This window comes from Streptomyces sp. NBC_00986 (assembly GCF_045162565.1).
GTDB lineage: Bacteria > Actinomycetota > Actinomycetes > Streptomycetales > Streptomycetaceae > Streptomyces.
Genome location: NZ_CP108733.1, coordinates 9,375,427 through 9,400,861 on the forward strand (window position 1 = coordinate 9,375,427; position 25,435 = coordinate 9,400,861).

General features: G+C 70.6%; 25 protein-coding genes and 5 tRNA genes. 21 read left to right on the forward strand and 9 right to left on the reverse strand.

Translation table 11 applies throughout. The features are described 5' to 3' along the window. Positions 1-42: 42 nt before the first annotated feature. The 3 genes from OG504_RS42120 (at position 43) to OG504_RS42130 (ending at position 2,348) form a co-directional block, all read left to right on the forward strand. Positions 43-1,224 carry a glycerophosphodiester phosphodiesterase gene (locus tag OG504_RS42120; RefSeq protein WP_405994489.1) on the forward strand — a complete coding sequence of 394 codons (1,182 nt, stop codon included), beginning with the start codon at positions 43-45 and terminating at the stop codon, positions 1,222-1,224. A 73-nt stretch (positions 1,225-1,297) separates the two neighbouring features. Next, a complete protein-coding gene (locus OG504_RS42125; protein WP_405994490.1) occupies positions 1,298-1,804 on the forward strand; it encodes a sigma-70 family RNA polymerase sigma factor in 507 nt (168 codons plus the stop codon). A 46-nt stretch (positions 1,805-1,850) separates the two neighbouring features. Next, on the forward strand, positions 1,851-2,348 hold the full coding sequence (locus OG504_RS42130) for a GNAT family N-acetyltransferase (RefSeq protein WP_405994491.1): 498 nt from the start codon (positions 1,851-1,853) through the stop codon (positions 2,346-2,348). Here the strand turns inward: OG504_RS42130 and OG504_RS42135 are convergent. Both OG504_RS42135 and OG504_RS42140 read right to left on the reverse strand, forming a co-directional pair. Then, entirely contained in the window at positions 2,338-2,787 is a 450-nt protein-coding gene (locus OG504_RS42135) for a hypothetical protein (protein ID WP_405994492.1), read from the reverse strand. The genes OG504_RS42130 and OG504_RS42135 overlap by 11 nt on opposite strands. A gap of 1 nt (position 2,788) precedes the next feature. Further along, positions 2,789-3,148, reverse strand: coding sequence for a hypothetical protein (locus tag OG504_RS42140; RefSeq protein WP_393765456.1), 360 nt, complete (start codon positions 3,146-3,148; stop codon positions 2,789-2,791). A 50-nt stretch (positions 3,149-3,198) separates the two neighbouring features. Here OG504_RS42140 and OG504_RS42145 point away from each other — a divergent pair, with 50 nt between their 5' ends. The 11 genes from OG504_RS42145 (at position 3,199) to OG504_RS42195 (ending at position 16,730) form a co-directional block, all read left to right on the forward strand. Further along, positions 3,199-3,849, forward strand: coding sequence for an HAD family hydrolase (locus OG504_RS42145; RefSeq protein ID WP_405994493.1), 651 nt, complete (start codon positions 3,199-3,201; stop codon positions 3,847-3,849). A 319-nt stretch (positions 3,850-4,168) separates the two neighbouring features. Next, positions 4,169-5,203 carry an ATP-binding cassette domain-containing protein gene (locus tag OG504_RS42150; RefSeq protein ID WP_365308052.1) on the forward strand — a complete coding sequence of 345 codons (1,035 nt, stop codon included), beginning with the start codon at positions 4,169-4,171 and terminating at the stop codon, positions 5,201-5,203. After that, on the forward strand, positions 5,200-5,904 hold the full coding sequence (locus tag OG504_RS42155; protein WP_393765462.1) for a methionine ABC transporter permease: 705 nt from the start codon (positions 5,200-5,202) through the stop codon (positions 5,902-5,904). Before OG504_RS42150 ends, OG504_RS42155 begins: the two co-directional genes overlap by 4 nt. A gap of 79 nt (positions 5,905-5,983) precedes the next feature. Continuing rightward, the gene (locus OG504_RS42160) at positions 5,984-6,820 is read left to right on the forward strand and encodes a MetQ/NlpA family ABC transporter substrate-binding protein (RefSeq protein ID WP_405994494.1); all 837 of its coding nucleotides are present in this window, start codon (positions 5,984-5,986) and stop codon (positions 6,818-6,820) included. 32 nt (positions 6,821-6,852) lie between these two features. Beyond that, entirely contained in the window at positions 6,853-7,686 is an 834-nt protein-coding gene (locus OG504_RS42165; RefSeq protein WP_405994495.1) for a MetQ/NlpA family ABC transporter substrate-binding protein, read from the forward strand. A gap of 143 nt (positions 7,687-7,829) precedes the next feature. Then, a complete protein-coding gene (locus OG504_RS42170) occupies positions 7,830-8,468 on the forward strand; it encodes a GNAT family N-acetyltransferase (RefSeq protein WP_405994496.1) in 639 nt (212 codons plus the stop codon). A gap of 116 nt (positions 8,469-8,584) precedes the next feature. After that, the gene (cbiE, locus tag OG504_RS42175; protein ID WP_405994497.1) at positions 8,585-9,808 is read left to right on the forward strand and encodes a precorrin-6y C5,15-methyltransferase (decarboxylating) subunit CbiE; all 1,224 of its coding nucleotides are present in this window, start codon (positions 8,585-8,587) and stop codon (positions 9,806-9,808) included. A 384-nt stretch (positions 9,809-10,192) separates the two neighbouring features. Further along, a complete protein-coding gene (gene cobT, locus OG504_RS42180; protein WP_405994498.1) occupies positions 10,193-13,933 on the forward strand; it encodes a nicotinate-nucleotide--dimethylbenzimidazole phosphoribosyltransferase in 3,741 nt (1,246 codons plus the stop codon). A 277-nt stretch (positions 13,934-14,210) separates the two neighbouring features. Next, positions 14,211-15,443, forward strand: coding sequence for a uroporphyrinogen-III C-methyltransferase (cobA, locus tag OG504_RS42185; RefSeq protein WP_405994499.1), 1,233 nt, complete (start codon positions 14,211-14,213; stop codon positions 15,441-15,443). 64 nt (positions 15,444-15,507) lie between these two features. Next, positions 15,508-16,326 (forward strand): RNA methyltransferase, encoded by an 819-nt coding sequence (locus OG504_RS42190; RefSeq protein ID WP_019059837.1) that lies wholly within the window; start codon positions 15,508-15,510, stop codon positions 16,324-16,326. An 8-nt stretch (positions 16,327-16,334) separates the two neighbouring features. After that, entirely contained in the window at positions 16,335-16,730 is a 396-nt protein-coding gene (locus OG504_RS42195; RefSeq protein ID WP_405994500.1) for an NUDIX domain-containing protein, read from the forward strand. Between the two features lie 188 nt (positions 16,731-16,918). On the opposite strand, the gene OG504_RS42200 is transcribed toward OG504_RS42195, so the two are convergent. After that, the gene (locus OG504_RS42200; protein ID WP_405994501.1) at positions 16,919-18,307 is read right to left on the reverse strand and encodes a protein kinase domain-containing protein; all 1,389 of its coding nucleotides are present in this window, start codon (positions 18,305-18,307) and stop codon (positions 16,919-16,921) included. A 196-nt stretch (positions 18,308-18,503) separates the two neighbouring features. On the opposite strand from OG504_RS42200, the gene OG504_RS42205 reads away from it, so the two are divergent. The 4 genes from OG504_RS42205 to OG504_RS42220 all read left to right on the forward strand — a co-directional run bounded on the left by OG504_RS42205 (position 18,504) and on the right by OG504_RS42220 (position 21,046). After that, positions 18,504-18,779: a hypothetical protein gene (locus tag OG504_RS42205; protein WP_405994502.1), complete on the forward strand. Its 276-nt coding sequence runs from the start codon at positions 18,504-18,506 to the stop codon at positions 18,777-18,779. Positions 18,780-18,991: 212 nt separating this feature from the next. Then, the gene (locus OG504_RS42210; protein ID WP_317888187.1) at positions 18,992-19,201 is read left to right on the forward strand and encodes a hypothetical protein; all 210 of its coding nucleotides are present in this window, start codon (positions 18,992-18,994) and stop codon (positions 19,199-19,201) included. Between the two features lie 526 nt (positions 19,202-19,727). Continuing rightward, positions 19,728-20,666 (forward strand): phosphotransferase family protein, encoded by a 939-nt coding sequence (locus tag OG504_RS42215; RefSeq protein ID WP_405994503.1) that lies wholly within the window; start codon positions 19,728-19,730, stop codon positions 20,664-20,666. Between the two features lie 80 nt (positions 20,667-20,746). Further along, positions 20,747-21,046, forward strand: a complete 300-nt coding sequence (locus OG504_RS42220) for a zf-TFIIB domain-containing protein (RefSeq protein ID WP_078652509.1) — start codon at positions 20,747-20,749, stop codon at positions 21,044-21,046. Between the two features lie 53 nt (positions 21,047-21,099). Here the strand turns inward: OG504_RS42220 and OG504_RS42225 are convergent. From OG504_RS42225 to OG504_RS42245, 5 genes are all read right to left on the reverse strand, one after another. Next, a tRNA-Val gene (locus OG504_RS42225) sits at positions 21,100-21,171 on the reverse strand. A gap of 34 nt (positions 21,172-21,205) precedes the next feature. Beyond that, positions 21,206-21,277, reverse strand: a tRNA-Val gene (locus tag OG504_RS42230). A 19-nt stretch (positions 21,278-21,296) separates the two neighbouring features. Further along, a tRNA-Val gene (locus tag OG504_RS42235) sits at positions 21,297-21,368 on the reverse strand. 1 nt (position 21,369) lies between these two features. Further along, positions 21,370-21,443 (reverse strand) — tRNA-Cys (locus OG504_RS42240). A 40-nt stretch (positions 21,444-21,483) separates the two neighbouring features. Further along, positions 21,484-21,556: transfer RNA gene (locus OG504_RS42245), tRNA-Gly, on the reverse strand. 179 nt (positions 21,557-21,735) lie between these two features. On the opposite strand from OG504_RS42245, the gene OG504_RS42250 reads away from it, so the two are divergent. Genes OG504_RS42250 through OG504_RS42260 form a run of 3 tightly spaced genes read left to right on the forward strand, consistent with a single transcriptional unit; the run spans position 21,736 to position 24,475 of the window. Next, positions 21,736-22,779, forward strand: a complete 1,044-nt coding sequence (locus tag OG504_RS42250) for a chorismate-binding protein (protein WP_405994504.1) — start codon at positions 21,736-21,738, stop codon at positions 22,777-22,779. Beyond that, complete coding sequence (locus OG504_RS42255) at positions 22,776-23,597, forward strand: aminotransferase class IV (protein WP_405994505.1); 822 nt, start codon at positions 22,776-22,778, stop codon at positions 23,595-23,597. Before OG504_RS42250 ends, OG504_RS42255 begins: the two co-directional genes overlap by 4 nt. Positions 23,598-23,650: 53 nt before the next feature. After that, complete coding sequence (locus tag OG504_RS42260; RefSeq protein WP_405994506.1) at positions 23,651-24,475, forward strand: GNAT family N-acetyltransferase; 825 nt, start codon at positions 23,651-23,653, stop codon at positions 24,473-24,475. A gap of 15 nt (positions 24,476-24,490) precedes the next feature. Here the strand turns inward: OG504_RS42260 and OG504_RS42265 are convergent, their stop codons facing one another. Beyond that, on the reverse strand, positions 24,491-25,006 hold the full coding sequence (locus OG504_RS42265; RefSeq protein ID WP_405994507.1) for a DsbA family protein: 516 nt from the start codon (positions 25,004-25,006) through the stop codon (positions 24,491-24,493). Positions 25,007-25,435: the final 429 nt, after the last annotated feature.

A 25,435-nucleotide genomic window follows, 5' to 3' on the forward strand; every position in this document is an offset into this window, starting at 1 on the left:
CTACGATCGGCGCGCAGCGACGGGGCGACGCCAGGAGGTTTCATGGACACGCAGGGAACGCAGGGGCCGAACGAGCGAGCGGGCGGCACCGGACGACGGGCGCTGCTCGGCGCCGCCGTGCTCGGCGCGGGAGTGGCCGCACTCGGACCGGCGGGCACCGCGAGAGCGGCCGAGGCCACGTCGGGCCGCCACGGCGGCGGCCTGAAGGACCTGCCCAAGCCGACGATCGTCGGTCACCGCGGCACCAGCGGCTACCGCCCGGAGCACACCTTCGGCTCGTACAACCTCGCTCTCGACCTGGGCGCCGACATCGTCGAGGCCGGTGACCTGGTCCCCACCAAGGACGGTCACCTGGTCTGCCGGCACGAGCCGGAGATCGGCGGCACCACGAACGTCGCGGACCACCCCGAGTTCGCCTCCCGCAAGACCACCAAGCTGCTCGACGGCGTCTCCACGACCGGCTGGTTCACCGAGGACTTCACGCTCGCCGAGCTGAAGACCCTGCGCGCGATCGAGCGCATCCCGGTCAACCGTCCGCACAACATGCTCTACAACGGCCGCTGGGAGATCCCCACCTTCGAAGAGGTGCTCAAGTGGCAGGACGAGCAGACCCGTAAGCGCGGCAAGCAGGTCTGGATCTACCCCGAGATGAAGCACCCCACCTACTTCCGCAAGCGCGGATTCGAGATGGAGAAGCTGCTCTCGACGATCCTGCGCAAGCACGGCAAGGACCGGAAGAACTCGCCGGTTCTGATCCAGTCCTTCGAGCCGACCAGCATCGCGAAGATCAACAAGCTCGTCGGCAACCCGCTGGTCGTGCTGCTGTCCGGCACGGGCACCCAGCCCTTCGACTTCATCGACCAGGGCGACCCGCGCACGGTCGACGACCTGGTCACGCCCAAGGGTCTCGCCGAGATCGCGAAGTATGCGGACGGCCTGGGCCCGACGCTCGACCTGATCATCACGAAGAACGCCGACGGCAGCCTGAACAAGGAGACCACCCTGGTCGCCGACGCGCACAAGGTGGGCCTGATCCTGCACCCCTACACCATGCGCAACGAGAACCCGTTCCTGCCGCTGGAGTACCGCAAGGGCACGGCCGCGGACGCCTACGGCGACGCGTTCGGTGCCTTCAAGCGGTACTTCGCCACTGGCATCGACGGCGTCTTCACCGACAACGCCGACACCGGTCTGCTCGCCCGCGCGGACTTCGTCAACGGCTGAGCCCCGCGCCCCGTTGGAGTGACAGACGGCCGCCCCGGCAACCTCCTGCCGGGGCGGCCGCGTCGTGCCGCATATGACGCACCAACTTGTCGCCACCTTGCGCCCACTGCTCGCCGCCGAGGCCTCCGCCGAGGCATATGCCTCCGGAACCGAGCCCGGCGACCTCGAACAGGCCGTCTGGCTCCGCCTCCTGGAGCTCCTCGACGCCTCCGGCCCCCCGGTCGACCCCCAGCGCTGGCTCCGCCGCGCGGTCCGCTCGGAGGCCCGCCGCACCCGCCGTACCGCCCGCCTCGAGCAGTCGTACGGCGACGAGCCCGTCGACGACAGCGACCGCGGCCCCGAGCAGGCCGCGATCACGGCGGCGAGGCATCGCGCGCTGCACGACGCGGTGAGCCGGCTGCCGGGTCGTTGCCCGCGCCTGATGGAGGCTCTCTTGTCGCCCAAGGACCTCACCTATCGCGAGATTGCGGGGGAGTTGGGTATCTCACAGGGCAGTCTCGGCCCGGAACGTTCCAGATGTCTGGGATGTCTTCGGCGATTGCTGACGCCGGAGGTTGCGGCCCACGAAGCACGGGGATAGGAGTGAGGAATCAAGTGGCGATCAGGTGAGCGGGAGGCGTGCGCACATGGGCATGAGCGTGACCATCTCGGTGGCGACCGAGCAGGACTCAGAGCAGATCTTCAGGCTGCAGTACCTGTGCTTCCAGAGCGAGGCGGCGCTGTACGGCAACTACCGCATCGACCCGCTCGTCCAGAGCCTCGACTCGGTCCGGGACGAGGTCGGCGCCGACTGCGTCTTCGTCGCCCGGCTGGGCGAGGAGGTGGTCGGATCGGTCCGCGGCACGGTGACCGAGGACGGCGCGGCGGCCATCGGCAAGCTCTGCGTCCACCCCCGCCTCCAGGGCCACGGCATCGGCGCCCGCCTCCTCCGCGCGGCGGAGTCGGCCCTCGCAGGGGAGCGCGGCGCCAAGAAGTTCCGCCTCCACACCGGCCACCGCAGCGAGGGCAACCTCCGCCTGTACCGCCGCGTCGGCTACGAGACCGTAGGCACCTCCCAGGGCGACGACGGCGTACCGATGATCGTCCTGGAGAAGCCGGTCGAGGCGTACGTCGCTACGGCGTGACGGTGTCGGCGGTGTCGGTCGTGCGGTTCTTCCGCAGCCAGTACAGCGCGGACAGCGGCAGCAGCACGGGGATGAAGATGTACCCCGCGCCGTAGTACGACCAGACCGTCGCGTCCGGGAAGGCCGAGCTGTCGATGACGGTCAGCGTCCCGACGACGAGCACACCCGCGAGTTCGGCGGCACAGCACACTTGTGCCGCCCTGCGGGCCGTCTCGCCGCCGCGGATCAGGGAGTACGTGATGAATCCGTACACCAGGCCCGCCACGGCCGACAGGGAGTAGGCGAGCGGGGCCCGGTCGAACTCGGTGGCGATCTGGTAGACGGAGCGGGAGACCGCGCCGACGACCATCACGCCGTAGAACCAGACGAGCAGCATGCCGGGCCCGCTGATGAGCCGCTTGGGCTTCTCTTCCACGGTGTTCTCTTCCACGGTGGTCATCTCAGCTTCCCCAGATGTCGTAGAGCCGCACTTCGAGGACGGCGAGGACCACACCGCCGGCCGCGGCCGTGATCGAACCCCAGCGGGTGCGCTCCGTGAGGGACATGAAGCCTGCCGCCGGGACCGACGCGAACGCGCCCAGCAGATACGCCACGAAGATCACGGTGCCCTGCTCCGGCTTCTCGCCGCGCGCCAACTGCACGATGCCGACCACCAGTTGGACCGTGGCCAGCAGGGTGACGACGGCCATGCCGATGAAGTGCCAGTCCTTGGTCGGCTGATCACGGTAGGCCGCCCACCCGCACCAGGCGGCGAGCAGCAGCGCGGCGACACCGGTCGCCAGCGTCAGGGCATCAAGCATGGAGTGACCCTATTACGGGCCAAACGGCAGGTGACCGTAGGGTCGGGAACATGAAGATCCACGCTGAGGCCCTCCTGTTCGACAACGACGGCACGCTCGTCTCCTCCCTCGAATCCGTACGCCGGTGCTGGACCCGGTGGGCGGAGGAGTTCGGGATCACCGCCGAGGACTTCGCCCGGGTCGAACTGCACGGGCGGACCGCCGTGGCGATAGCCGCCGACCTGCTGCCCGCCGATGTCGTCCCGGCCGCGGTCGCGCGGATCGAGGCGCTGGAGGTCGAGGACGTGCCCAACGGCGGCGCGACCCTGCTGCCCGGCACCCGGGACTTCCTCGACTCGCTGCCCGCCGACCGCTGGGCCGTCGTCACCTCCGCCACCCGGCGCCTGGCCGAGGCACGGCTCGCGCACGCCGGCATCCTCCCCAAGACCCTCGTGGTCGCCGAGGACGTCACCCGCGGCAAGCCCGACCCCGAGCCCTACCTGCTCGCCGCCCGCCAGTTGGGCGTCGACCCGGCCCGCTGTGTCGTCTTCGAGGACGCCCCGGCGGGACTCCAGGCCGGCCGCGCGGCCGGAATGATCACCGTGGCATTGGCCACAACGCACCAGCCCCACGAGCTGGACGCCGACCTTGTTGTGAGTGACCTGTCAGCCGTGTCCGCGCTGGTCAGCGACGGGGGAGTGGAGATCTCCGTACGCGGCTGACAGGCGTCCGCCGCTGTCCGGCATGCGGACGGCGGCCCTTTGTCAGGACCGTACGTCTGCTTTACTGATTCCATGACCACGACGAGCTGCCGCACCCTTGCGACCGAGGCGACCCTGACGCCCGGTGCTCGTTGTATGTGTCGAATGTGCGCCTTCTAGAGGGCCCCCGCACCACCCCCGAGCCTCGCGCCCCGAAGCGAGCCGCTGTGGCATGTCCATGCAGTTTTTGTTGTGTGTGACTGACGCCGCCCCGCGCACATTTCCCCCCTCGTACCCAGGGCACACCCACGCCCGCGTACCCGACAGTCATGGAACCCCAGTGATCACCACATCGGGCCTGACCAAGGTCTACCGCTCACGCGGCCGGGAGGTCACCGCCCTCGACGGCGTCGATCTCCACGTCCGCGAAGGCGAGGTCTACGGCGTCATCGGCCAGTCCGGCGCCGGCAAGTCCTCGCTCATCCGCTGCGTCAACCTGCTGGAGAAGCCCACCGCCGGCACGGTCACCGTCGCCGGGCAGGACCTCACCGCCCTCGCCGGGCGCGGACCGCGCGCCGGACGGGAACTCCGGCAGGCGCGCAGCCGTATCGGCATGGTCTTCCAGCACTTCAACCTGCTCTCCTCGCGGACCGTGCAGGACAACATCGAGCTGCCGCTGGAGATCCTCGGCAAGTCCGGGAAGGAACGATCCGCCAAGGCCCTCGAACTCCTGGACCTCGTCGGGCTCGCCGACAAGGCGAAGTCCTACCCGGCGCAGCTCTCCGGCGGTCAGAAGCAGCGCGTCGGCATCGCCCGCGCGCTGGCCGGCGACCCCAAGGTGCTGCTCTCCGACGAGGCCACCAGCGCGCTCGACCCGGAGACCACCCGCTCGATCCTCCAGCTGCTGCGCGACCTGAACCGGCAGCTGGGCCTGACCGTCCTGCTCATCACCCACGAGATGGACGTCGTCAAGAACGTGTGCGACTCGGCCGCGCTCATGGAGAACGGCCGCATCGTCGAGTCCGGCACGGTGAGCGAACTGCTCGCCACCCCGGGCTCCGAACTGGCCTCCGCGCTCTTCCCGGTCAGCGGCGAGGCGCACGGCGCGGACCGCACGGTCGTCGACGTCACCTTCCACGGCGAGGCCGCCACCCAGCCCGTCATCTCCCAGCTCTCGCGCACCTACAACATCGACATCTCGATCCTCGGCGCCGCCATCGACACCGTCGGCGGACTCCAGGTCGGCCGCATGCGCATCGAACTGCCCGGCCGCTACGAGGACAACGTCGTGCCGATCGGCTTCCTGCGCGAACAGGGCCTGCAGATCGACGTGTTGGGCCAGGAGCCCGTACTGCTGAAGGAAGGTGCCAAGTGACCTGGTCGGAGATGCAGCCGCTGCTGTCCCAGGCGTGTTGGGACACGCTGTACATGGTCGGCTGGTCCACGGTCATTGCCGTCGTCGGCGGGCTTCCGCTCGGCATCCTGCTGGTCCTGACCGACCGCGGCGGACTGCTGCAGAACGTCGCCGCGAACAAGGTCATCGGGCAGATCGTGAACGTCGCCCGCTCGCTGCCGTTCATCATCCTCATGGTCGCGCTGATGAACTTCACGCGGACCATCACCGGCACGACCATCGGCCGTGAAGCCGCCATCGTGCCGCTCGCGATCGGGGCAATCCCCTTCTTCGCGCGCCTGGTTGAGACGGCTGTCCGGGAAGTGGACGGCGGGCTCGTCGAGGCCGTGCAGTCGATGGGCGGCAACACCTGGACCGTCGTGCGAAAGGTCCTCGTACCGGAGTCCCTGCCCTCGCTGATCTCCAGCACCACGACCACGATCGTCGCGCTCATCGGCTACTCCGCGATGGCGGGCACGGTCGGCGCCGGCGGCCTCGGCGACATCGCCATCCGCTACGGGTACCAGCGCTTCGAGACCCAGCTGATGTGGATCACCGTGGCGATCCTCGCGGTCGTCATCTCCCTCATCCAGTTCGCCGGCGACTACGCGGCCCGCTCCGTGCACCGGCGCGGCGGACGGTCCGGACCCGCGCCGAGGCTCCGGCTGCTGAAAGCCGCGTAGGCCCACCCCCCACCCAGACTCCCCGCACCACCCAACGCGGGGCCGTAGTACGCGACACCCTTCAGGAAAGGCACTTTTCGTGCGTAACACCGCAAAGCTCACCACTGCCGTCCTCGCCGCCGGAGCGCTCACCTTCGCGCTCTCGGCCTGCGGCTCGGGCAACAGCTCCTCCTCGGCCTCCTCCGACTACAGCGGACCGCTGGTCGTCGCCGCGAGCCCCACCCCGCACGCCGAGATCCTCGACTACGTCAAGGACCACCTGGCGAAGAAGGCCGGACTCGACCTGGAGGTCAAGGAGTTCACCGACTACGTCACGCCGAACACGGCGACGGAGGACGGCTCGGTGGGCGCCAACTACTTCCAGAACCAGCCGTACCTCGACGACTTCAACAAGAAGAACGGCACCCACATCGTGCCCGTCGTCACGGTCCACCTGGAGCCGCTCGGCCTCTACTCCCACAAGGTCAAGAGCGCCGACGCCCTCAAGAGCGGCGCGACCGTCGCCGTCCCGAACGACAGCGTCAACGAGGCCCGCGCCCTCAAGCTGCTCGCGGCGAACGGGCTGATCACCCTCAAGTCCGGTGTGGGCAACGAGGCGACCCCCTCGGACATCACCAAGAACCCGAAGAAGCTCAAGTTCAAGGAGCTGGAGGCGGCCCAGACCCCGCGCTCCCTGGACGACGTCGACGCGGCCGTCATCAACGGCAACTACGCGATCTCCTCGGGCCTGAAGCCCGCCAAGGACGCCCTGATCCTGGAGTCGGCGAAGAACAACCCGTACGGCAACTTCCTCGCCGTGAAGAAGGGCAACGAGAAGGACCCGCGCGTCAAGAAGCTTGCCAAGCTGCTCACTTCGCCCGAGGTGAAGAAGTTCATCGAGGACAAGTACGCCGGTTCCGTCATCCCGTCCTTCTGACCGTCCTTCTGAACAGAGCCGGGGGAATCACCATGCGCAAGAGCATCGCCGTCACGGCGGCCGGACTGGCCGTGACCTTCTTCGGCCTCACGGCCTGCGGTTCGGGCTCCGGCTCAGGCAAGAGCGGTGGCAAGGACGGCACTCTCGTCGTCGGCGCCACCGCCGTGCCGGCCGGCGAGGTCCTGACGTACGTCAAGGACAACCTGGCCGAGAAGGCCGGACTGAAGCTGGAGATAAGGGAGTTCACGGACTACGTCCTGCCGAACACCGCGCTCCAGGAGGGTTCGCTGGACGCGAACCTCTACCAGAACCAGCCCTTCCTGGACGAGTTCAACAAGTCCAAGGGGACCGACCTGGTCTCGGTCGTCAAGGCGTATCTGCCGCCGATGGGCGTGTACTCCAAGAAGGTCAAGGACATCGCGAAGCTCGCCGACGGAGCCACCGTCGCCGTGCCGAACGAGACCACCAACGAGGGACGCGCGCTCAAACTCCTCGCCGCCGAGGGGCTGATCACGCTCAAGGCGGGGGCGGGCACGGACGCGTCCCCCGCGGACGTCACGGCCAACCCGAAGCACCTGAAGTTCAAGGAGCTGGACCCGGCCCAACTGCCGCGCTCGCTCGACGACCTGGACGTGGCCGTCATCAACAACAACTACGCCCAGGACGCGGGCCTCAGCCCCGCCGAGGACGCGATCCTCCTGGAGTCGGCGAAGGACAACCCCTACGCCAACCTCCTGGCCGTCAAACGCGGCAACGAGGACGACCCCCGCGTCGAGAAGCTCGCGAAGCTTCTCGTCTCCTCCGACGTGAAGAAGTTCATAGCGGAGAAGTACAAGGGCTCCGTCCTGCCGGTCACTTCCGGCTGACCGGGCGTATACGGCGTATCACCACGCACGGGGTCCACACCCTCACGATGAGTGGACCCCGTGGTGCGGTTCCCCGCTTTCATGCTGCATGCTGGGCAGTTCAGGTAGGCCCTGAACATTTTCCGAAGGTTACGGAGCGGCGCATGACGAGCACCTTCCCCAACATCTCCATCAGCACGGAGCGGTTGGTGCTGCGGCCCCTCGACGAGGACGACATCCCCGCGCTGACGGAGATGATGAACGACGAACAGGTCGGGTCCTGGACCGACGTCCCCCAGCCCTACACCGAGGACCGGGCCCGCCGTTGGATCACCGAGTACGCGCCCACCGAACGCGCTTCGGGCCGCGGCCTCGACCTCGCCGTCACCGAGTTCCTCACCCAACGGCTCGTCGGCATCGTCCAGTTGACCAAGACGAACTGGCATGTCCGGTCCACCGAGCTGTCGTACATCATCGCGCCCTGGGCCCGCGGCGAGGGCTACGCCTCCGAGGCCGCGCTCGCCACCGCCCAATGGCTGTTCGGGGACCAGAAGTTGGAGCGCATCGAACTGCGCACCGCCGCCGACAACACGGCGTCCCAGCAGGTCGCCCAGAAGATCGGCTGCATCAGCGAGGGCGTCCTGCGCAACGCGTGCATAGTGCATGTCCACGCCGACGACGGCACCTGGAGCGACGTCCGCACCGACTTCATCGTGTGGAGCCTCCTCCCCGAGGACTTGGAGGGCACGGCCGAACAGCTGGAGGACGTCGACGGTTTCACGTCACTCGCCGACTGGAACTGAGTCCGGCGGGTACAGCCCAGGGAGCACCGCCCAGCCGCACCAGGTACCCTCACGGTGCCCGCGTACGGGCCGCTTTCCCCGACGACCTGCTGAATTACCCCTGGAGACTGACGACGATGGCCGACCGCGTCACGGTGATCGGCTGGGACGGCTCTCCGCTGACCGCCGCGGCACGCTCCGCCCTCGCCGCCGCCACGCTGGTGGCCGGCGCTCCCCACCATCTCGCGCTCCCCGAGGTGTCGCAGCGCGCCGAGCGCATCCGCCTCGGCAGCGTCGCCCTCGCCGCCCGCCGCATCGCGGGCCACCGCGGCACCGCGGTCGTGTTCGCCGACGGGGACCCCGGCTTCTTCGGCGTCGTACGGACCCTGCGCGACCCGGAGTTCGGCCTCGAGGTCGAGGTCGTCCCCGCGGTCTCCTCCGTGGCCGCCGCCTTCGCCCGGGCCGGGATGCCGTGGGACGACGCACAGGTGGTGGTCGCACACAGGCGCACCCTGCGACGCGCGGTGAACGTATGCCGGGCCCACACAAAGGTCGCCGTCCTCACCTCACCGGGCGCCGGACCCGCCGAACTCGGTCTCCTCATGGAGGGCGTCCACCGCACCTTCGTCATCTGCGAGGAACTGGGCACCGAGCACGAGCAGGTCACCGTCCTGACCTCCGACAAGGCCGCCGACCGCACCTGGCGCGACCCCAACGTCGTCATCGTCATGGGCGGCCCGGCCGGCCCGACCGTCTCGGGCACGACCGCCGAGGGCTGGATCGCCGGTCGCGACCCGTCCGCGGTCGCCCGCGGCTGGACCCTCCCCGCCGAGGCCTACGGCGGACAACTGGGCGAAGGGGAAACGGACTTGCTCCGGGCCGCCCAACTCGCCCGCCTCGGCCCGCGCGTCGGAGACCTGGTGTGGGACATCGGCTGCGGCAGCGGCGCCTTCGCCATCGAGGCGGCCCGCGCCGGAGCCGCCGTCATCGCCGTCGACCGCGACACCCAGGCCTGCACCCGCACCGACTCCGCGGCACGCAGCTTCGGCGTGCACCTCCAGATCGTCCAGGGCGACGCCCCGCACATCCTGGAGAACCTGCCCGAACCTGACGTAGTACGGGTCGGCGGCGGGGGAGTGGCGGTCGTCTCCGCGGTCGCCGACCGGCGCCCGCAGCGCATCGTGGCGCACGCCTCCACCCGCGACGAGGCCGAACTCCTCGGCCGCGACCTCACGGAGCACGGCTACCACGTGGAGTGCGCCCTCCTCCAGTCCGTCGAACTCGACACCAGGGCCTGGACGGAGACGGAACGGAGCGTCGCGTTCCTGCTCAGCGGCCTCCTTCCGGAGCGCGTTTCCTGACCCCTCGTACCGTCCCCGTGATCCTGTTGTCGTACTGCGCGCGGTAGGCTGGCGGACTGTTGTACCGCATCGGGTGACCCGGCACTTCGTTCGTCAATGTCCGGAAAACCCGCCCGTTTTGGGGTGAGTGTGGTACGGCGGAACCGGAGGACGCGCAACGTGGCGCAGTCCACAGCGGGCCGTCGCGGGTCAACCTGTCGCGACGGCCGAACGGCCGCGACAATGCCAGTCAATGGCTTTGTCGTCTAAATGGCTTTGTCGCCTTTTGACGTCGGGTCGTTCGTGCCGCTGGACAGGCACGCTCGTTCTCCACTGCGGGGCGGTCGGTGCGCCGTTCCCGGTGAGCGGGTCGTAGAAGCACTAACCGATGGGCGAGGGGTACGCATGACCGACACCGGCCAGATCCCGGCCGAGGGGCTGCCGGAGAACGCAGGCATGGTGGAACAGCCAGGCGTTCCCGCGCACGGCGCGTACACCTACCTCTCCGACACCACCGCCGAGGACGAAGACCTGCTCCTGCTCCCGGGCGCTCAGGGTGCCTGGGGCAACGAGGTCCCGCCTCCCGCCCCCGAGCCCGTTTTCGAGGCGGTCCACGAGCCGGCTCCGCAGGAAGCGGCGGCGTACGAGCCGGGCCTGCACGAGGCCGCCGCGCAGGAGCCGGGTGTGTACGAGGCCGCTCCGCAACAACCGGCTCCGCACGAGGCTGTCGCGTACGAGGCTCCCTTGCCCGAGCCGGCCGCGCATGAGGCTGCCGCACACGAGGCTGTTGCGCCGCACGAGCCGGTTCTGCAGGAGACCGCGCCGCCCGAGGCAGCTGTGCACGAGCCGGGTCCGCACGAGACGGCCGGCCGTGACAGCGGTTCCGTCGATGTGGGGGGCGTCCGGCTCCCCGCACCGCCGCCGCCCGCGCCGGTTCCGCCGCGCCGTCCGCTGCACCTCGGCCCGCCCCTCCCCGACACCTCCGCGAGCCCGGTCCGCTCCCTCGCCGACCGCGGCCCCGCAGGCGCTCCGGTACGGCAGATGGGCCCGGCGACGACCGGCCCCGAGTACTTCGACGCACCCCAACTCCGCGACCTGCCCCCGCAGGGCGCGGCTCCCTGGGGCGCCCAGGCTCCGGTGAGCGCGGGGGTGCCGACAGCGGAAACGGTTGTTCCGGTTGGCAAACCTGACAGCGAGCTCGTCGCTGAGCCCGTCGGTGGGGGTATCGCCATGGCCCTGGACGCCGGGGTCGTCGTACCGGAGCCCGAGCCGGGTCCGTTCATGGGTGCGGGTGCGGGCACCGGCAAGGACGCCGACCTGGCGAAGGCTCCCGACGCCGGTGGGGCGTGGCAGGGGCACGGGCAGTCGTTCGACGGGGAGCCCGCGGCCGCTTTTGCCCATGTGAACGCCCACGTGAGTACGGAGGGCTCCGGAAGCGCCGGTGTCGCCGAGGCAGGTCAACTGCCCGAGGGTGCGGGCGCCTTCGAGGCTGTGCCGGTTCCCGAGAACGAGCTTGGCGTGGCTGCCGAGCAGGAACCGGAGCAGATTGCTGCCGCGGTTCCCGCGCCGGGCGCCGAGGTCGTGCCGGAGCCTGAGGCCGTGCAGGTGTCCCAGGAGGCGTTCGCTTCCGAGGGCGCGGTGTTGCCGGAGGCCGTTGACGTGGCAGGAGCCGCAGAGGGCTTCGACGCCGGGTTCGCCGGTGCCGACGAGCCGGTTGCCCAGCCCCCCGTATTCGCTCAGGCTCCCGAAGAGGTACTCGCGCAGGATGTCGCCCCCGAGCCCGTGGTGGCTCAGGACGTCGTGCAGGAGCCCGAGGCCGTAGCGGTTCCGGAGCCGATCCAGGCGGAGGACGTCGTGTACGCCCCCGCTCCGGAGCAGGTCCTGGAAGCCTCTCCGGGCCCCGAGATCACTCCGGTCGACGAGACCGCGGTCATCCAGGAAGCCGAGCCGACTCCGGCCGTTTTCCCGGAGGTTGAGACACCGCTCGCCCCCGAAGCGGCGCCCGTCGCCGACACCGGGGCCGAAGTCACCCCGGCCCCCGAGCCCGTCGTAGCCGAATCCCACGTGACGGAGACGGCCCCGCCGGAGCCCGAGCCGCAGCCGGAGGTGCAGCCCTTGCCGCAGCCGGAGTTGCAGCCCCAGCCGCAGCCCCACCCGGACGACTCCCTCGGCAGGTTCGTCCCGGTGGAGGGCTCCGTGCCCACCACCCCGCACCTCGCACCGACCCCGCCGCACCCGCTCGTCCTCCCCGCGGAGGAGCAGCCGGGCGTCGTGGAGGAACCCTTCGCCGCCGTCCCCGCCCCCCGTGAGGCAGACCCGGAACTCGTACAGCACGTGGACGACCTGGACACCCGGGCCGCCGATCAGGAAGAAGAGAGCACGGCCGTAGTGGAAGACGTACGAGAGTCCACCGGCCCGGCCGCTCCCGCCTACGACGACGCCGAGCGCGAGGCCGTGCTCAAGGTGATGCGCGAGCGTCGGGACATCCGGAACGGCTTCCGCAGCGACCCGATCCCGCACGACGTGCTGTTGCGGGTGCTGGAAGCGGCGCATACGGCGCCGTCCGTCGGTCACTCGCAGCCGTGGGACTTCGTGGTCATCCGTTCCGCCGACACGCGCCGGAACATGCACGAACTCGCCCAGAGCCAGCGCGAGGCGTACGCGAAGTCGCTGCCGAAGGGCAGGGCGAAGCAGTTCAAGGAACTGAAGATCGAGGCCATCCTCGACACCCCGGTGAACATCGTCGTCACCGCCGATCCGACCCGCGGCGGCCGCCACACCCTGGGCCGGCACACACAGCCGCAGATGGCGCCGTACTCCGCCGCGCTCGCCGTCGAGAACCTCTGGCTCGCCGCCCGTGCCGAGGGCCTCGGCGTCGGCTGGGTCAGCTTCTTCGACGAGCGCGAGATGGTCCGCGCACTCGGCCTGCCCGAGCACCTGGAGGTCATCGCGTACCTCTGCGTCGGCTACGTCGACGAGTTCCCGGACGAGCCCGAGCTGATGCAGGCCGGCTGGTCCAAGCGCCGCCCGCTGTCGTGGGTCGTGCACGAGGAGACCTACGGCCGTCGGGCGCTGCCCGGCGAGGACCCGCACGACCTGCTCGCCGAGACCGTCGCCGGTATCCGCCCGCTGGACGCGAAGGCGCTCGGCGAGGCGTGGGAGCGGCAGAAGCGGATGACGAAGCCGCCGGGCTCGCTCGGCATGCTGGAGATCATCTCCGCGCAGCTGTCCGGCCTTTCCCGGCAGTGCCCGCCGCCGATCCCGGAGCCCGCGGCCGTCGCGATCTTCGCCGGCGACCACGGCGTGCACGCGCAGGGCGTCACCCCCTGGCCGCAGGAGGTCACGGCCCAGATGGTCGCCAACTTCCTTGGCGGCGGGGCGGTTTGCAACGCCTTCGCGAGCCAGGTGGGCGCCGAGGTGTGCGTGGTGGATGTCGGCGTGGCGTCCGAACTCCCGGCCACGCCCGGCCTGTTGCCTCGCAAGATCCGCGCGGGCACGTCCGACATGACGACCGGTCCCGCGATGTCCCGCGAGGAGGCCAAGCAGGCCATCGAGGTGGGCATCGAGACCGCCCGCGACCTGGTGGCGGCCGGCAACAAGGCGCTGCTCACCGGCGAGATGGGCATCGCGAACACCACCGCGTCCGCCGCCCTGATCTCGGTGTTCACGGACACCGACCCCGCCGAGGTCACCGGTCGCGGCACCGGCATCAACGACGAGACCCTCGCCCGCAAGACGGAGGTCGTGCGCCGCGCGATCGACCTCCACCAGCCGGACCCGGCCGACCCCATCGGCGTCCTCGCGGCGGTCGGCGGCTTCGAACACGCGGCGATGGTCGGCCTGTTGCTCGGCGGCGCGTCTTTGCGCACGCCGGTGATCCTGGACGGCGTGAGCGCCGGCGCCGCGGCTCTCGTGGCCCGCGCGATCGCGCCCGAGGTCCTCGCGGCCTGCATCGCGGGCCACCGCAGCGCGGAACCGGGTCACGTGGCGGCGCTGAACAAGCTCGGCCTGCGCCCCCTGGTCGACCTGGACCTCCGCCTCGGCGAGGGCACGGGCGCGCTGCTGGCCCTGCCGCTGGTGCAGAGCACGGCGCGGGCGATGCACGAGGTGGCGACGTTCGACTCGGCGGGGGTAACCGAGAAGTAGGGGCGAGGGCGTTCCGGTACTGCGGTTCCGGGCGCCTTCGTCGTGCCCGTGTGGTCCGTGGGCAGACGTTCCGCAGGGCGATGGGGGCCACGCTCGAGCGAAGCCGAGAGTCGGGGAGGGCGGGCACGGACCACGCACCCGCAGTCGTCGACGCTGCTCAGCCACCGGACCGGCTGCGCCGCCCTGCCGCCCTGCCCTTAAAATCTGCACGTCAGGGCCACCGCACGCCGTGAAAGCACGCGGGGGAGACCCGCCGCAAAAGAGGAGCCGCACCCTCATGGCCGAAAACCCCGCCTACCCCGTAGGCCTCCGCCTCACCGGCCGCAGGGTCGTCGTCCTCGGCGGCGGCCAGGTTGCCCAGCGTCGCCTCCCCGCGCTGATCGCGGCGGGCGCGGACATCACCCTCGTGTCCCCCGAGGCGACCCCCTCCGTGGAGGCGATGGCGGACGCGGGCGAGATCACCTGGGAGCACCGCCCGTACGCGGAAGGAGACCTGGCGAACGCCTGGTACGCCCTGATCGCGACCACGGACCCGGAAGCGAACAACCGGGCCTCCACCGAGGCGGAGGCGAACCGCGTCTGGTGCGTCCGCTCCGACGACGCCGACCAGGCCACCGCATGGACCCCGGCGACGGGCCACAGCGAGGGCGTGACGGTCGCCGTCCTCACGACCGACGCGCGCGGCCGCGACCCCCGCCACACCGCCGCGATCCGCGACGCGGTCGTCGCGGGCCTGCGTGACGGCACCCTCGTCGCCCCCCACCACCGCACCCGCACCCCGGGCGTCGCTCTCGTCGGCGGCGGCCCCGGCGACCCGGACCTGATCACGGTCCGCGGCCGCCGCCTCCTCGCCGAGGCCGACGTCGTCATCGCCGACCGCCTCGGCCCCCGCGACCTCCTCGCCGAACTCCCCCCGCACGTCGAGGTCATCGACGCGGCGAAGATCCCGTACGGCCGTTACATGGCCCAGGAGGCCATCAACAACGCCCTGATCGAACACGCCGAACAGGGCAAGTCGGTGGTCCGCCTCAAGGGCGGCGACCCGTTCGTCTACGGCCGTGGCATGGAGGAGGTCCAGGCGCTGGCGGAGGCAGGCATCCCGTGCACGGTCGTGCCGGGCATCTCCAGCTCGATCTCGGTACCGGGAGCGGCAGGCATCCCGGTCACCCACAGGGGTGTCGCACACGAGTTCACAGTGGTCAGCGGCCATGTGGCCCCTGACGACGAGCGCTCCCTGGTGGACTGGCCATCGCTGGCCAAGCTGACCGGCACCCTCGTCGTCCTCATGGGCGTGGACAAGATCGGCAAGATCGCCGAAACCCTGATCGCGCACGGCAAGCCGGCCGACACCCCCGTCGCCCTGATCCAGGAGGGCACGACGGCCGCGCAGCGCCGGGTGGACGCGACCCTGGCGACGGTCGGCGAGACGGCACGCGCCGAGGACGTGAAACCGCCCGCGGTGATCGTCATCGGCGCGGTGGTCACCGTAGGCCCGAAGGAACTCGCGTAACCCCGGGTAACACAACCCGTTCCCAGCCGTTGGCACCACACCCAGGACAAGGCAGTATCACCCTGTGGCCGATCTCATCACCGTTGAGGATCCCGACGACCCGCGCCTGCGTGATTACACGGGCCTGACCGACGTAGAGCTGCGCCGCAAGCGTGAACCGGCCGAGGGCCTGTTCATCGCCGAGGGCGAGAAGGTCATCAGACGGGCCAAGGACGCGGGCTACGAGATGCGTTCGATGCTGCTGTCCGCGAAGTGGGTCGACGTCATGCGGGACGTCATCGACGAACTCCCGGCCCCGGTGTACGCGGTGAGCCCGGAACTGGCCGAACGCGTAACCGGCTACCACGTCCACAGAGGCGCCCTGGCCTCCATGCAGCGCAAACCGCTCCCCACGGCGGACGAACTGCTCCAGACCACCCGCCGCGTCGTGGTCATGGAGTCGGTGAACGACCACACCAACATCGGCGCGATCTTCCGCTCGGCGGCGGCACTGGGCATGGACGCGGTACTGCTGTCTCCCGACTGCGCGGACCCTCTGTACCGCCGCAGCGTGAAGGTCTCGATGGGCGCGGTCTTCTCCGTCCCGTACGCCCGCCTGGACAGCTGGCCCAAGGGCCTGGAGTCGGTCCGCGAGGCGGGCTTCACGCTCCTGGCGTTGACCCCCGACGAAAAGGCGAAGAGCCTGGACGAGGCGGCCCCGCACCGGATGGACCGGGTGGCCCTGATGCTGGGCGCGGAGGGCGACGGCCTGTCGACGCAGGCCCTGGTGGCGGCCGACGAATGGGTCCGCATCCCCATGGCCCACGGCGTCGACTCCCTCAACGTGGGCGCCGCGGCCGCGGTCGCCTTCTACGCGGTGGCCACCGGCCGCCCCGAACTCTAGGAGCCCGCTTGGCCCAGCGCGAGGCGATCGTCGCCGTACTCCGACGCGCAGACCGCGTCCTGGTCATCCGCCGCGGCCCCGACTCGGCCCGCGCCGGCTACTGGGCACCCCTGAGCGGCAAACTGGAACCAGGCGAAACCCAGGAAGAGGCCCTGGTCAGAGAGGTCAAGGAGGAGGTGGGCCTCACGGTCTCCCCCCTCTCCAAGGTCTGGCAGTCCGACGCGGCCGACGGCACCTTCCGCCTCCACTGGTGGACCGCCACAGAAACAGGCAACGGCGTGATCGTCCCGGACCCCGGCGAGGTGTCGGAGGTCCGCTGGGTGACACCGGCGGAGTTCCTGACGATGAGCCCGGCGTTCGATGCGGACAGGGAGTTTTTCGAAGACGTGTTGCCGGGGTTGTAGGCGCGAGGCTGGCGGAGGGGGCTGAACGCAGGCCGGCAAATTTCAGCCCGTCCGGCGTTTGAGGACGAGGCCCCTTCAGGGTCGATGGGGGTCTGGGGGCGAAGCCCCCGGGCGGGGCGGAAGGGGCGGCAGCCCCTGGGGATGGGCCGGGTAGGGGCGGCGGGGGCGAAAACCACCACCGGCCCCCACTACTCGGCGAACCCGTCCGCCCGCACGACACTCCCATGCCCCTGCCGCACACCATCCCCCGTACGCCCAAGCCCATGAGCCGGCCCCGAACACCCCTGAGCCACCGCGATCCCCAGCGCGACCAGCAGAGTCACCACCACGAACACGAACAACCGCTGCCGCAGCAACCGCGGATTCGCAGGCCGCCGCCCGGTCCCCGTGGTCCGAGGCCCAGGCCGCCCGGCCCCACTACGAGGCGCGGGACGACTCCCGCTACCGGACCCGGACCGGGTGGTGTTACGCCCCGACGGAGTGGGCCGCGGAGAACCCGGCCGGGACGGCACCCCATTCCCGCGCGACGGCACCCCACTGCCACTGCCACCCCCACGAGAGGGACCACCGCCACCCCGGGACGGCGAAGCGGCACCACGAGGCGCCGGCGTCCCCTGAGGACCCTGAGGATTCTGCGGCCGCCGCTGACTCTGAGTGCGCTGCTGCTCCGGATAACTGTCGGTGAGCCGCCCGGTAGGCCGATCCGCCTCCGCGGCCCGCGGCCCGGGCGGCCGCACATCGGCCATTCCCTGAGCCTCGCGCGCGGCGATCTCCTTGAGCCGCAAGGACAGTTGAAGCGTGCTGGGCCGCTCCTCGGGATCCTTCGCGAGGCACGCGCGGACGAGCGGCGCGAGCGCGTCCGGCACCCCGTGCAGCTGCGCTTCCTCGTGCACCACGCGGTACAGCATCACCTCGGAACTACCGTGCCCGAAGGGCGAGTCGGAGGTCGACGCGTACGCGAGCGTGGCCCCGAGCGAGAACACATCGGTGGCCGGAGTAACGGCGGCCCCCCGCACCTGCTCAGGCGCGAGGAACCCGGGCGAACCCACCGCCGTACCGACATGCGTGAGCGTCGACGCACCGGTAGCCCAGGCGATACCGAAGTCGATGATCCGCGGACCCTTGGGGGAGAGGAGGATGTTCGACGGCTTGAGATCCCGGTGGACGACCCCGGCCTCGTGCACCGCGACTAGCCCCTCGGACAGGGCGGCCCCGATAGCGGCTACCTCGGCCGCGCCCAGCGCCCCCTCGTCGGCGACCTTGTCGTGCAGGGATGGCCCGGGCACGTACTGAGTGGCGAACCAAGGCCGATCGGCCTCAAGATCCGCCGCAACCAGCCGGGCGGTGCACCCTCCACGAATCCGCCGAGCGGCCGAGACCTCGCGCGCGAACCGCGAACGGAACTCCTGGTCCTCCGCCAGATCCGGCCGGATGACCTTCAGCGCAACCCGCTGGCCCTTGCGGTCGGAGCCCAGATAGACGACACCCATTCCGCCCGCGCCGAGCCGTCTGTGAAGCCTGAACGAGCCGACGACGCGCGGGTCCTCGCGCCTCAGGCGCATCATCGCCATGTTCATCCCCGCTGCCCGGTCCGTGTGACGAGCGACAGCTTACGTTTCCACGGGCGCCCGCGCGCAAAGGCCGCGCCCTCTCGAACCGACGGATTGTCAGTGCCGGGTGGGAAACTTGAAGAGTGGTCAGAGGCGTTGCGAGCAGCAGGACTTCATACCGCCTCGGACCCCAACCAACCATCGCAGAAGGGGGATTGAGCGCGTGAAGGGTGATCGCGTCGAGATAGTGGTGGACGCCGGCGACACAACACGTACCTACGAGGTGGTGGCGAGCAGGGCGGGCCGTCGGGTGGAGACGGCGGTACGACGAGGTGTCGTGGAAGTGAGCGAAGTCACCCGCAGTGGCTCCGTCGTCCGCACCGCCCGCTTCATGGCGACCAGGGTCCTCGCCCTGGTCGAGCAGCCGGTCCCGCGCGAGGACAGCTCAGAGAAAGCGGTGCACACCGGACTCCCCCTCCGGGAAGACCCCGAGACGTAGGAGCCGGTCTCCACCCAGGGGAGTAGTTCGCAGGTCATCGCTCATCCTCCGGGAGGCCCGCCAATCGGTACGAGGGCATGACGACCCGCACCCGCCGCACGCCTAGATTTGAGGTCAAGCGGCGGGTGCAGCACTCGTCCCCCGAGGTCAGACACCCGCCGCTGCCAACGACAACCGAGTTTGGTCAACGGAGCACGGTCAGGAGAGGGACCATGGCCCACACGGCACCGCGGGCATTGATCCGCGAAGAGGGACGCAAGGCGTACAACGCGGCCTTCCACACCCGCCGCACGGGCCGTCGCCACCCACTGGTGGCGACCTTGATGGCACTTCCCCTGGCGGTCCTGCTCCTCGTCGTCTTCGACGGCTGGGAGACCGTGGCCACACAGGCGTCGTCCGTGGGAGTGATGCTGGGGCGCTGAGCGGCGACCCCAGGCCCGGAAGAGCGGTCCGGGCGGGGACATCAACCCATGAAACCCCGTGGGGACGGGGGTGCGGCGGACGGCAAAAAAAGCCGGCGCAGCTGGGGAGCTGCGCCGGCTTTGCTTTGCCCTTTTCCTGTTGGCGCTCTCTTGGACGCAGGCCGGCAATTTCCGGCCCGTCCGGTACCTCACAACACGGGCCGGCACTATTCAGCCCGCCCGGTACCTCACAGCACGGGCCGGCACTATTCAGCCCGCCCGGTACCTCACAACACAGGCCGGCACTATTCAGCCCGTCCGGCGTTTGAGGACGAGGCCGTTCAGGCCGAAGGGGGTCTGGGGCGCAGCCCCAGGCGGGGCCGAAGGGGCGGCAGCCCCTGGAGGATGGGAAGGGTAGGGGCGGCGGGGGCGAAAACCCCTGGGCCCGCCCACCGGCACAGGCCGCCCGAACCCGCCGTAGAACCCCACAACCCACCACGACGTACGCTCGCGACGAACTCCCCACCCCCCGCCCCCAGGAAGCGCGATGCCCCGCACCCCCTTGCTCTCCGACCTCACCGCCCGAGCCAGGACCACGGCCCACGCGCGCACCCGCCCCTGCCCCTGCGGAGCGACCACCACCCTCACCGACCGCCCCGACGGCACGGTCGTCCGCCACGAGGACACCGTCGCGAAGGCCCACGCTCCGCACACGGACCCCACCGACCTCACCGCCCGCCTCACCACGGCCGCCCACCTCCCCGGCATCCTCCTGCCCCCACTCGACCCCACCCCCCTCCACCTGCACGACCGCCTGGTGACGTGCTGGCCGTACGGCACCCCCGTGGACCCGGACGACCCGGACGCGGCCCCCTGGGAGGCGGCGGCCACCCTCCTCGCCCGCCTCCACCGCACCCCGGCCCCCACCCCGCTCCCACCCATGCGAGGCCCCCTCAAGGCGGTCCGAGCGATCACCCGGCTCCGCGAGGCCGGCCCGCACCCCGCAGCCGCCCCCGTTCTGCACGCCTGGACCCGGCTCCCCGCCTGGGCCCGCGCGGAGGCCCCCCAGCCCGACACCACCACCCTCTGCCACGGCGACCTGCACCTAGGCCAACTCGTCCGCCACCCGGCCCCCGACGGCCCGTGGCTCCTGATCGACGTCGACGACCTGGGCGTAGGAGTCCCCGCCTGGGACCTGGCCCGCCCCGCAGCCTGGTACGCCTGTGGCCTGCTCCCACCCGACGAATGGGCCCGCTTCCTGAACGCGTACCGCGCGGCGGGCGGCCCGGCGGTCCCCACCACCGGCGACCCCTGGCCCGCACTGGACGTCCCGGCCCGCACCCTCACCGTGCAGACCGCGGCCCTGGCCATCGTCAAGGCGGTCGCCGCGGACCGCCCGTTGGACGAGGTGGAGCTGGCGGTCGTGGACGCGTGTGACCGAATGGGTTCCGTACCGGCCGAGTTGGCGCCCGGATCCGCGAAGTAGGGTGCAACCGACCGGGGTCGGACGGAGTCTGTCCTGGGGAAACACCAAGATGTACCGACGGGCGAGGAGTTGAGCCGAGCATGCAGTGTCCGAAGTGCCATGCGCCGATGCACACGTACAACCGCAACGGTGTCCAGATCGAGCAGTGCAGCAACTGCCGGGGGATCTTTCTCGACTATGGCGAGCTGGAGGCGCTGACCCGCGTGGAGTCCCAGTGGCAGCAGCCCGCCCCGCCGCCCCCGGGCCCGCAGGCCTACCCCGCCCCGTCCGCGCCCGCCTGGGGCGCCCCGCACGGCGGCGGTCACGGCGGTGGGCACTACGGCGGTCACGGCGGCCACCACCGGCACAAGAGCTTCGGCCACATGCTGTTCTCCAGCTGACCGGCACACGAAGAAGCCCCCGACCGTACGAGACGGTCGGGGGCTTCGGTGTGTGGACGATACTGGGATTGAACCAGTGACCTCTTCCGTGTCAGGGAAGCGCTCTCCCGCTGAGCTAATCGTCCTCGGGACCACGATCCGAAGATCATGGGCGGTGCGTGCGCGATACTGGGATTGAACCAGTGACCTCTTCCGTGTCAGGGAAGCGCTCTCCCGCTGAGCTAATCGCGCGGGGATCCTTGCGGACCAGTGGACGATACTGGGATTGAACCAGTGACCTCTTCCGTGTCAGGGAAGCGCTCTCCCGCTGAGCTAATCGTCCTTGGAGGTGGAGACGGGATTTGAACCCGTGTAGACGGCTTTGCAGGCCGTTGCCTCGCCTCTCGGCCACTCCACCAGGAGCGCGGGGGTTCGGGAAGATCCCCCACTTTCCTGCGAGCGGACGACCAGGTTCGAACTGGCGACCTCAACCTTGGCAAGGTTGCGCTCTACCAACTGAGCTACGTCCGCTTGTCGTTTCCGCTCGGCTTGCGCGTCGCGGCGACGAGTTGAACTCTAGCGGATTCCGGGGCCAGCACAAAAACGCGTTTGTGCAGCGTGCTGGCCTGCGACTACGGGAACACATGGTCAGGGCGGCCATGGGGACACGGCCGGGCAACCTGGAAGACACCCGCCATAGACTCGACGGCGTGTCCCGCCTCGCCCCTCTCGTCCGTTTCGGCGGCCGTGTCGCCACCGGTCTCCTCGATGTCACCAGCGATCCCGCGGCCCTGGACTCCACCGGCTTCTGGGCGGTCGCGGCCGACTTCGAGGGCCGTCTGACCTGCGCGCGCTTCCGCGACGTACGACACGAACCGGTCCCGGCGCCCGCCCCCGGCGCCTGGCACGGCCCCGCGACCGAGGCCTGGACCTCCTCCCTCGACCGCGCCGCCTACACCTCCGGCGTCCGCCGCATCCGGGAGCACATCGCGGCCGGCGAGGTCTACCAGGCGAACCTCTGCCGCGTCCTCTCCGCACCGGTAGCCCCCGACGTGGACGTCGACGCCCTCACCGCCCTGCTCGCGCGCGGCAACCCGGCGCCGTACGCAGGAACGATCCGCTTGCCCGATCACGGCGTGGAGATAGCCACGGCCTCTCCCGAGCTCTTCCTCCGCCGCAGCGGCGAGGTCGTCGAGTCGGGCCCGATCAAGGGCACCGGGCGCACGGAGGCGGACCTGCTGCAGAAGGACTACGCCGAGAACGTGATGATCGTGGACCTGGTCCGCAACGACCTCGGCCGCGTGTGCGCCACGGGGACCGTGACGGTGCCGGACCTGTGCGTCGTCGAGAAGCACCCCGGCCTGGTCCACCTCGTGTCGACGGTGCGGGGCGAGCTGCCCGCGGACGCCGGTTGGCCGGAGCTGCTGGCCGCCGCGTTCCCGCCCGGGAGCGTCACCGGCGCCCCCAAGTCCAGTGCCCTGCGCATCATCGACGCCCTGGAGACCGCGCCCCGTGGTCCCTACTGCGGGGGCGTCGGCTGGGTCGACGCGGACCGGGGGACCGGCGAACTGGCCGTAGGCATCCGCACGTTCTGGATCGACCGCGTCGACGGCATGCTGCGCTTCGGCACCGGCGCGGGCATCACCTGGGGTTCGGACCCCGAGGGGGAGTGGCGGGAGACCGAGCTGAAGGCGTCACGGCTGCTCGCGATAGCGTCGGGCGCGTACGAGGTGAGCGGAGAGGCTCTTTCATGAAGATCTGGCTCGACGGCGGGCTGCAGGACATCGAGTCCGCCCGTGTCTCCGTCTTCGACCACGGACTGACCGTGGGCGACGGCGTTTTCGAGACGGTGAAGGCGACGGACGGCAAGACGTTCGCGCTGACCCGGCATCTCGACCGGCTGACCCGTTCCGCGCGCGGCCTCGGCCTGCCCGACCCCGACCTGGACGAGGTCCGCCGCGGCTGCGCGGCCGTCCTCGACGCCAACCCGATGCCGCTCGGCCGGCTCCGCATCACGTACACCGGCGGCCACGGTCCGCTCGGCTCCGACCGCGGCGAGCACGGCCCGACCCTCGTCGTCGCCCTCGGCGAGTCGAAGCGCCGCCCCGACTCCACGGCCGCCGTCACGGTCCCCTGGACCCGCAACGAGCGCGGCGCCCTCACCGGCCTCAAGACGACGTCGTACGCCGAGAACGTCGTCGCCCTCGCCCGCGCCCACCAACACGGCGCCTCCGAGGCCCTGTTCGCCAACACGGTCGGCCAACTCTGCGAGGGCACGGGGTCGAACGTCTTCGTCGTCCTGGACGGCGAGATCCACACCCCGCCCGTCGCCTCCGGCTGCCTCGCCGGCATCACCCGCGCCCTGACCGTCGAATGGACCGGCGCCAAGGAGACCGACCTGCCGCTGGACATCCTGGAACGCGCCGACGAGGTGTTCCTCACGTCCTCACTGCGGGACGTCCAGGCCGTCCACCTGGTCGACGAGCGTCAACTCCCGGGCGTGGCCGGGCCGGTGACCGCCAAGGCCATGCGCGTGTTCGACGAGCGGTCGGGCGACGACCTTGATCCGTAGGGGCAGTAGTTAATGGGCTGACCTGGGGCTCCGGTCCGGGTAGAACTCCTTTGATGACTACGACCCTGCGGCCGACCGAGCCGCTTCAGCAAGAGGCCGACGGGACCCGCTCGCGCCGCTATCAGGTGTGCGTGAACAGTCGCCCCGTCGGCGCGATACACCTCGGCACGAGTCCCTTCTTCGGCGATGCGGTGGCCCAGATCCGGGACCTGCGCATCGAGGAGCCGGACCGTCGGCGCGGCCGGGGCACGGTGGCCGCGCTCGCCGCCGAGGAGGTGGTGCGGGGGTGGGGCTGCGAGCGGATCGAGGCGTCCGTGCCCGCGGAGGCGGAGGTGGCGCTCAAGTTGGCGACCAACCTCGGATACGTCGTCCGCAACCGCCACATGGAGAAGCCCCTCGGCGACGCCGCGCCGGAACTGCCCGCGGGGAGCCGGGGCCGGCCGATGACCCGGGAGGAGTTCGGCCCCTGGCAGGTGCTCGACACGGAGTCCTTCATCCGGAGCTGGACCGAGCGCGGGGTGCCCGAGGCGGAGGCCCGGACCAAGGCTCTGCAGGGCAACGCCGCTCTGCTGCCAGACGGAGTGGACACCGCGAACATGGTCTTCAGCGTCCTGGAGCACGAGGGGACCGCGGTCGGCACGCTCTGGACGGGCCCCGGTAACGGCAAGGCCTTCGTCTACAAGGTCGAGGCCGACGCGCGCCATCGGGGCAGGGGTCACGGCCGCACTCTGATGCTCCTGGCCGAGGCGCAGGGCATCGCGACCGGTCTGCCGATCATCCGGCTGAACGTCTTCGCGGGCAACACCCCGGCCGAGCGTCTCTACGAGTCACTCGGCTACGAGACGGTCACCCACCACCTGTACAAAAGCCTGCTCTGAGCCTCTCTCCGAGGCTCACTCGCCCCCGGCGAGCAACCGGTCGGCGATCTCCTCGATACGGGCGCGGAGCCCTTCCTGGCTCTTGCCGCCGTCGAGAAGCTCGCCGTCGATGACGTATGTCGGGGTGCCGGTCACGCCGATGGCCTTGCCCTCGGCCTGGTCGGCGTCGACGATCAGGATGTGCCGGCCGTCGATCAGGGCGGTGTCGAACTCCTCGGCGTCCAGACCGAGTTCACCGGCCACCTCGACCAGGAAGGGTTCTCCCTTACGGTCCAGCTCCTCGACCCGGCCGAGGACGGCCTCGACGTAGTCCCAGCCCCGCCCCTGTTCCACGGCTTCCTCGGCGGCCTGCGCGGCGGCGAACGCGTGCTTGTGCTTCTCCAGCGGGAAGTGCCGCAGCCGCACCTCCAGCCGGTCGCCGTAGCGGGCCCGCAGGGCGCGTACATCGTCCAGGGCGGTGTCGCAGTCCGGGCACTGGAGCTCGCACCAGACGTCGAGGACGGGGGTGCGCACGGAGGGGAGGTCACTCATGGTCCCAGTCTCCCAGCCCGGCCGCACCGCTCCCAACCGGGACCACGGTCCGCACGCGGACGACACCGACCGGGCGCGGACAGAGCTCATACGGGACTCACGCGGACGACACCGACCGTCACCTAGGGGCCGCAGCCGTACGACGCCGACCGGCACCTGGGGAGGATGCGACCCGGAGATGTCCCTGATGTCCTACCGGGGCATGGCCTCCCGGGGACCCGACGGTGCAGGATGGAAGGGACGAAGTACGACCTGCCCGAGGGGACACCTCGACCGACGGGGCTGCTCCGGCCGACGGGAGCGCTCCGGCTGACCGGGATATGCCCTGCCGGCCGGCACGTGTCCAATCGACCGGGACGTGCCTGCCCGACGGGGACGCCCCGACCGGCACCCGCGTGACCGGAGCGTGCCCGACCTGAGCGTGCCCCA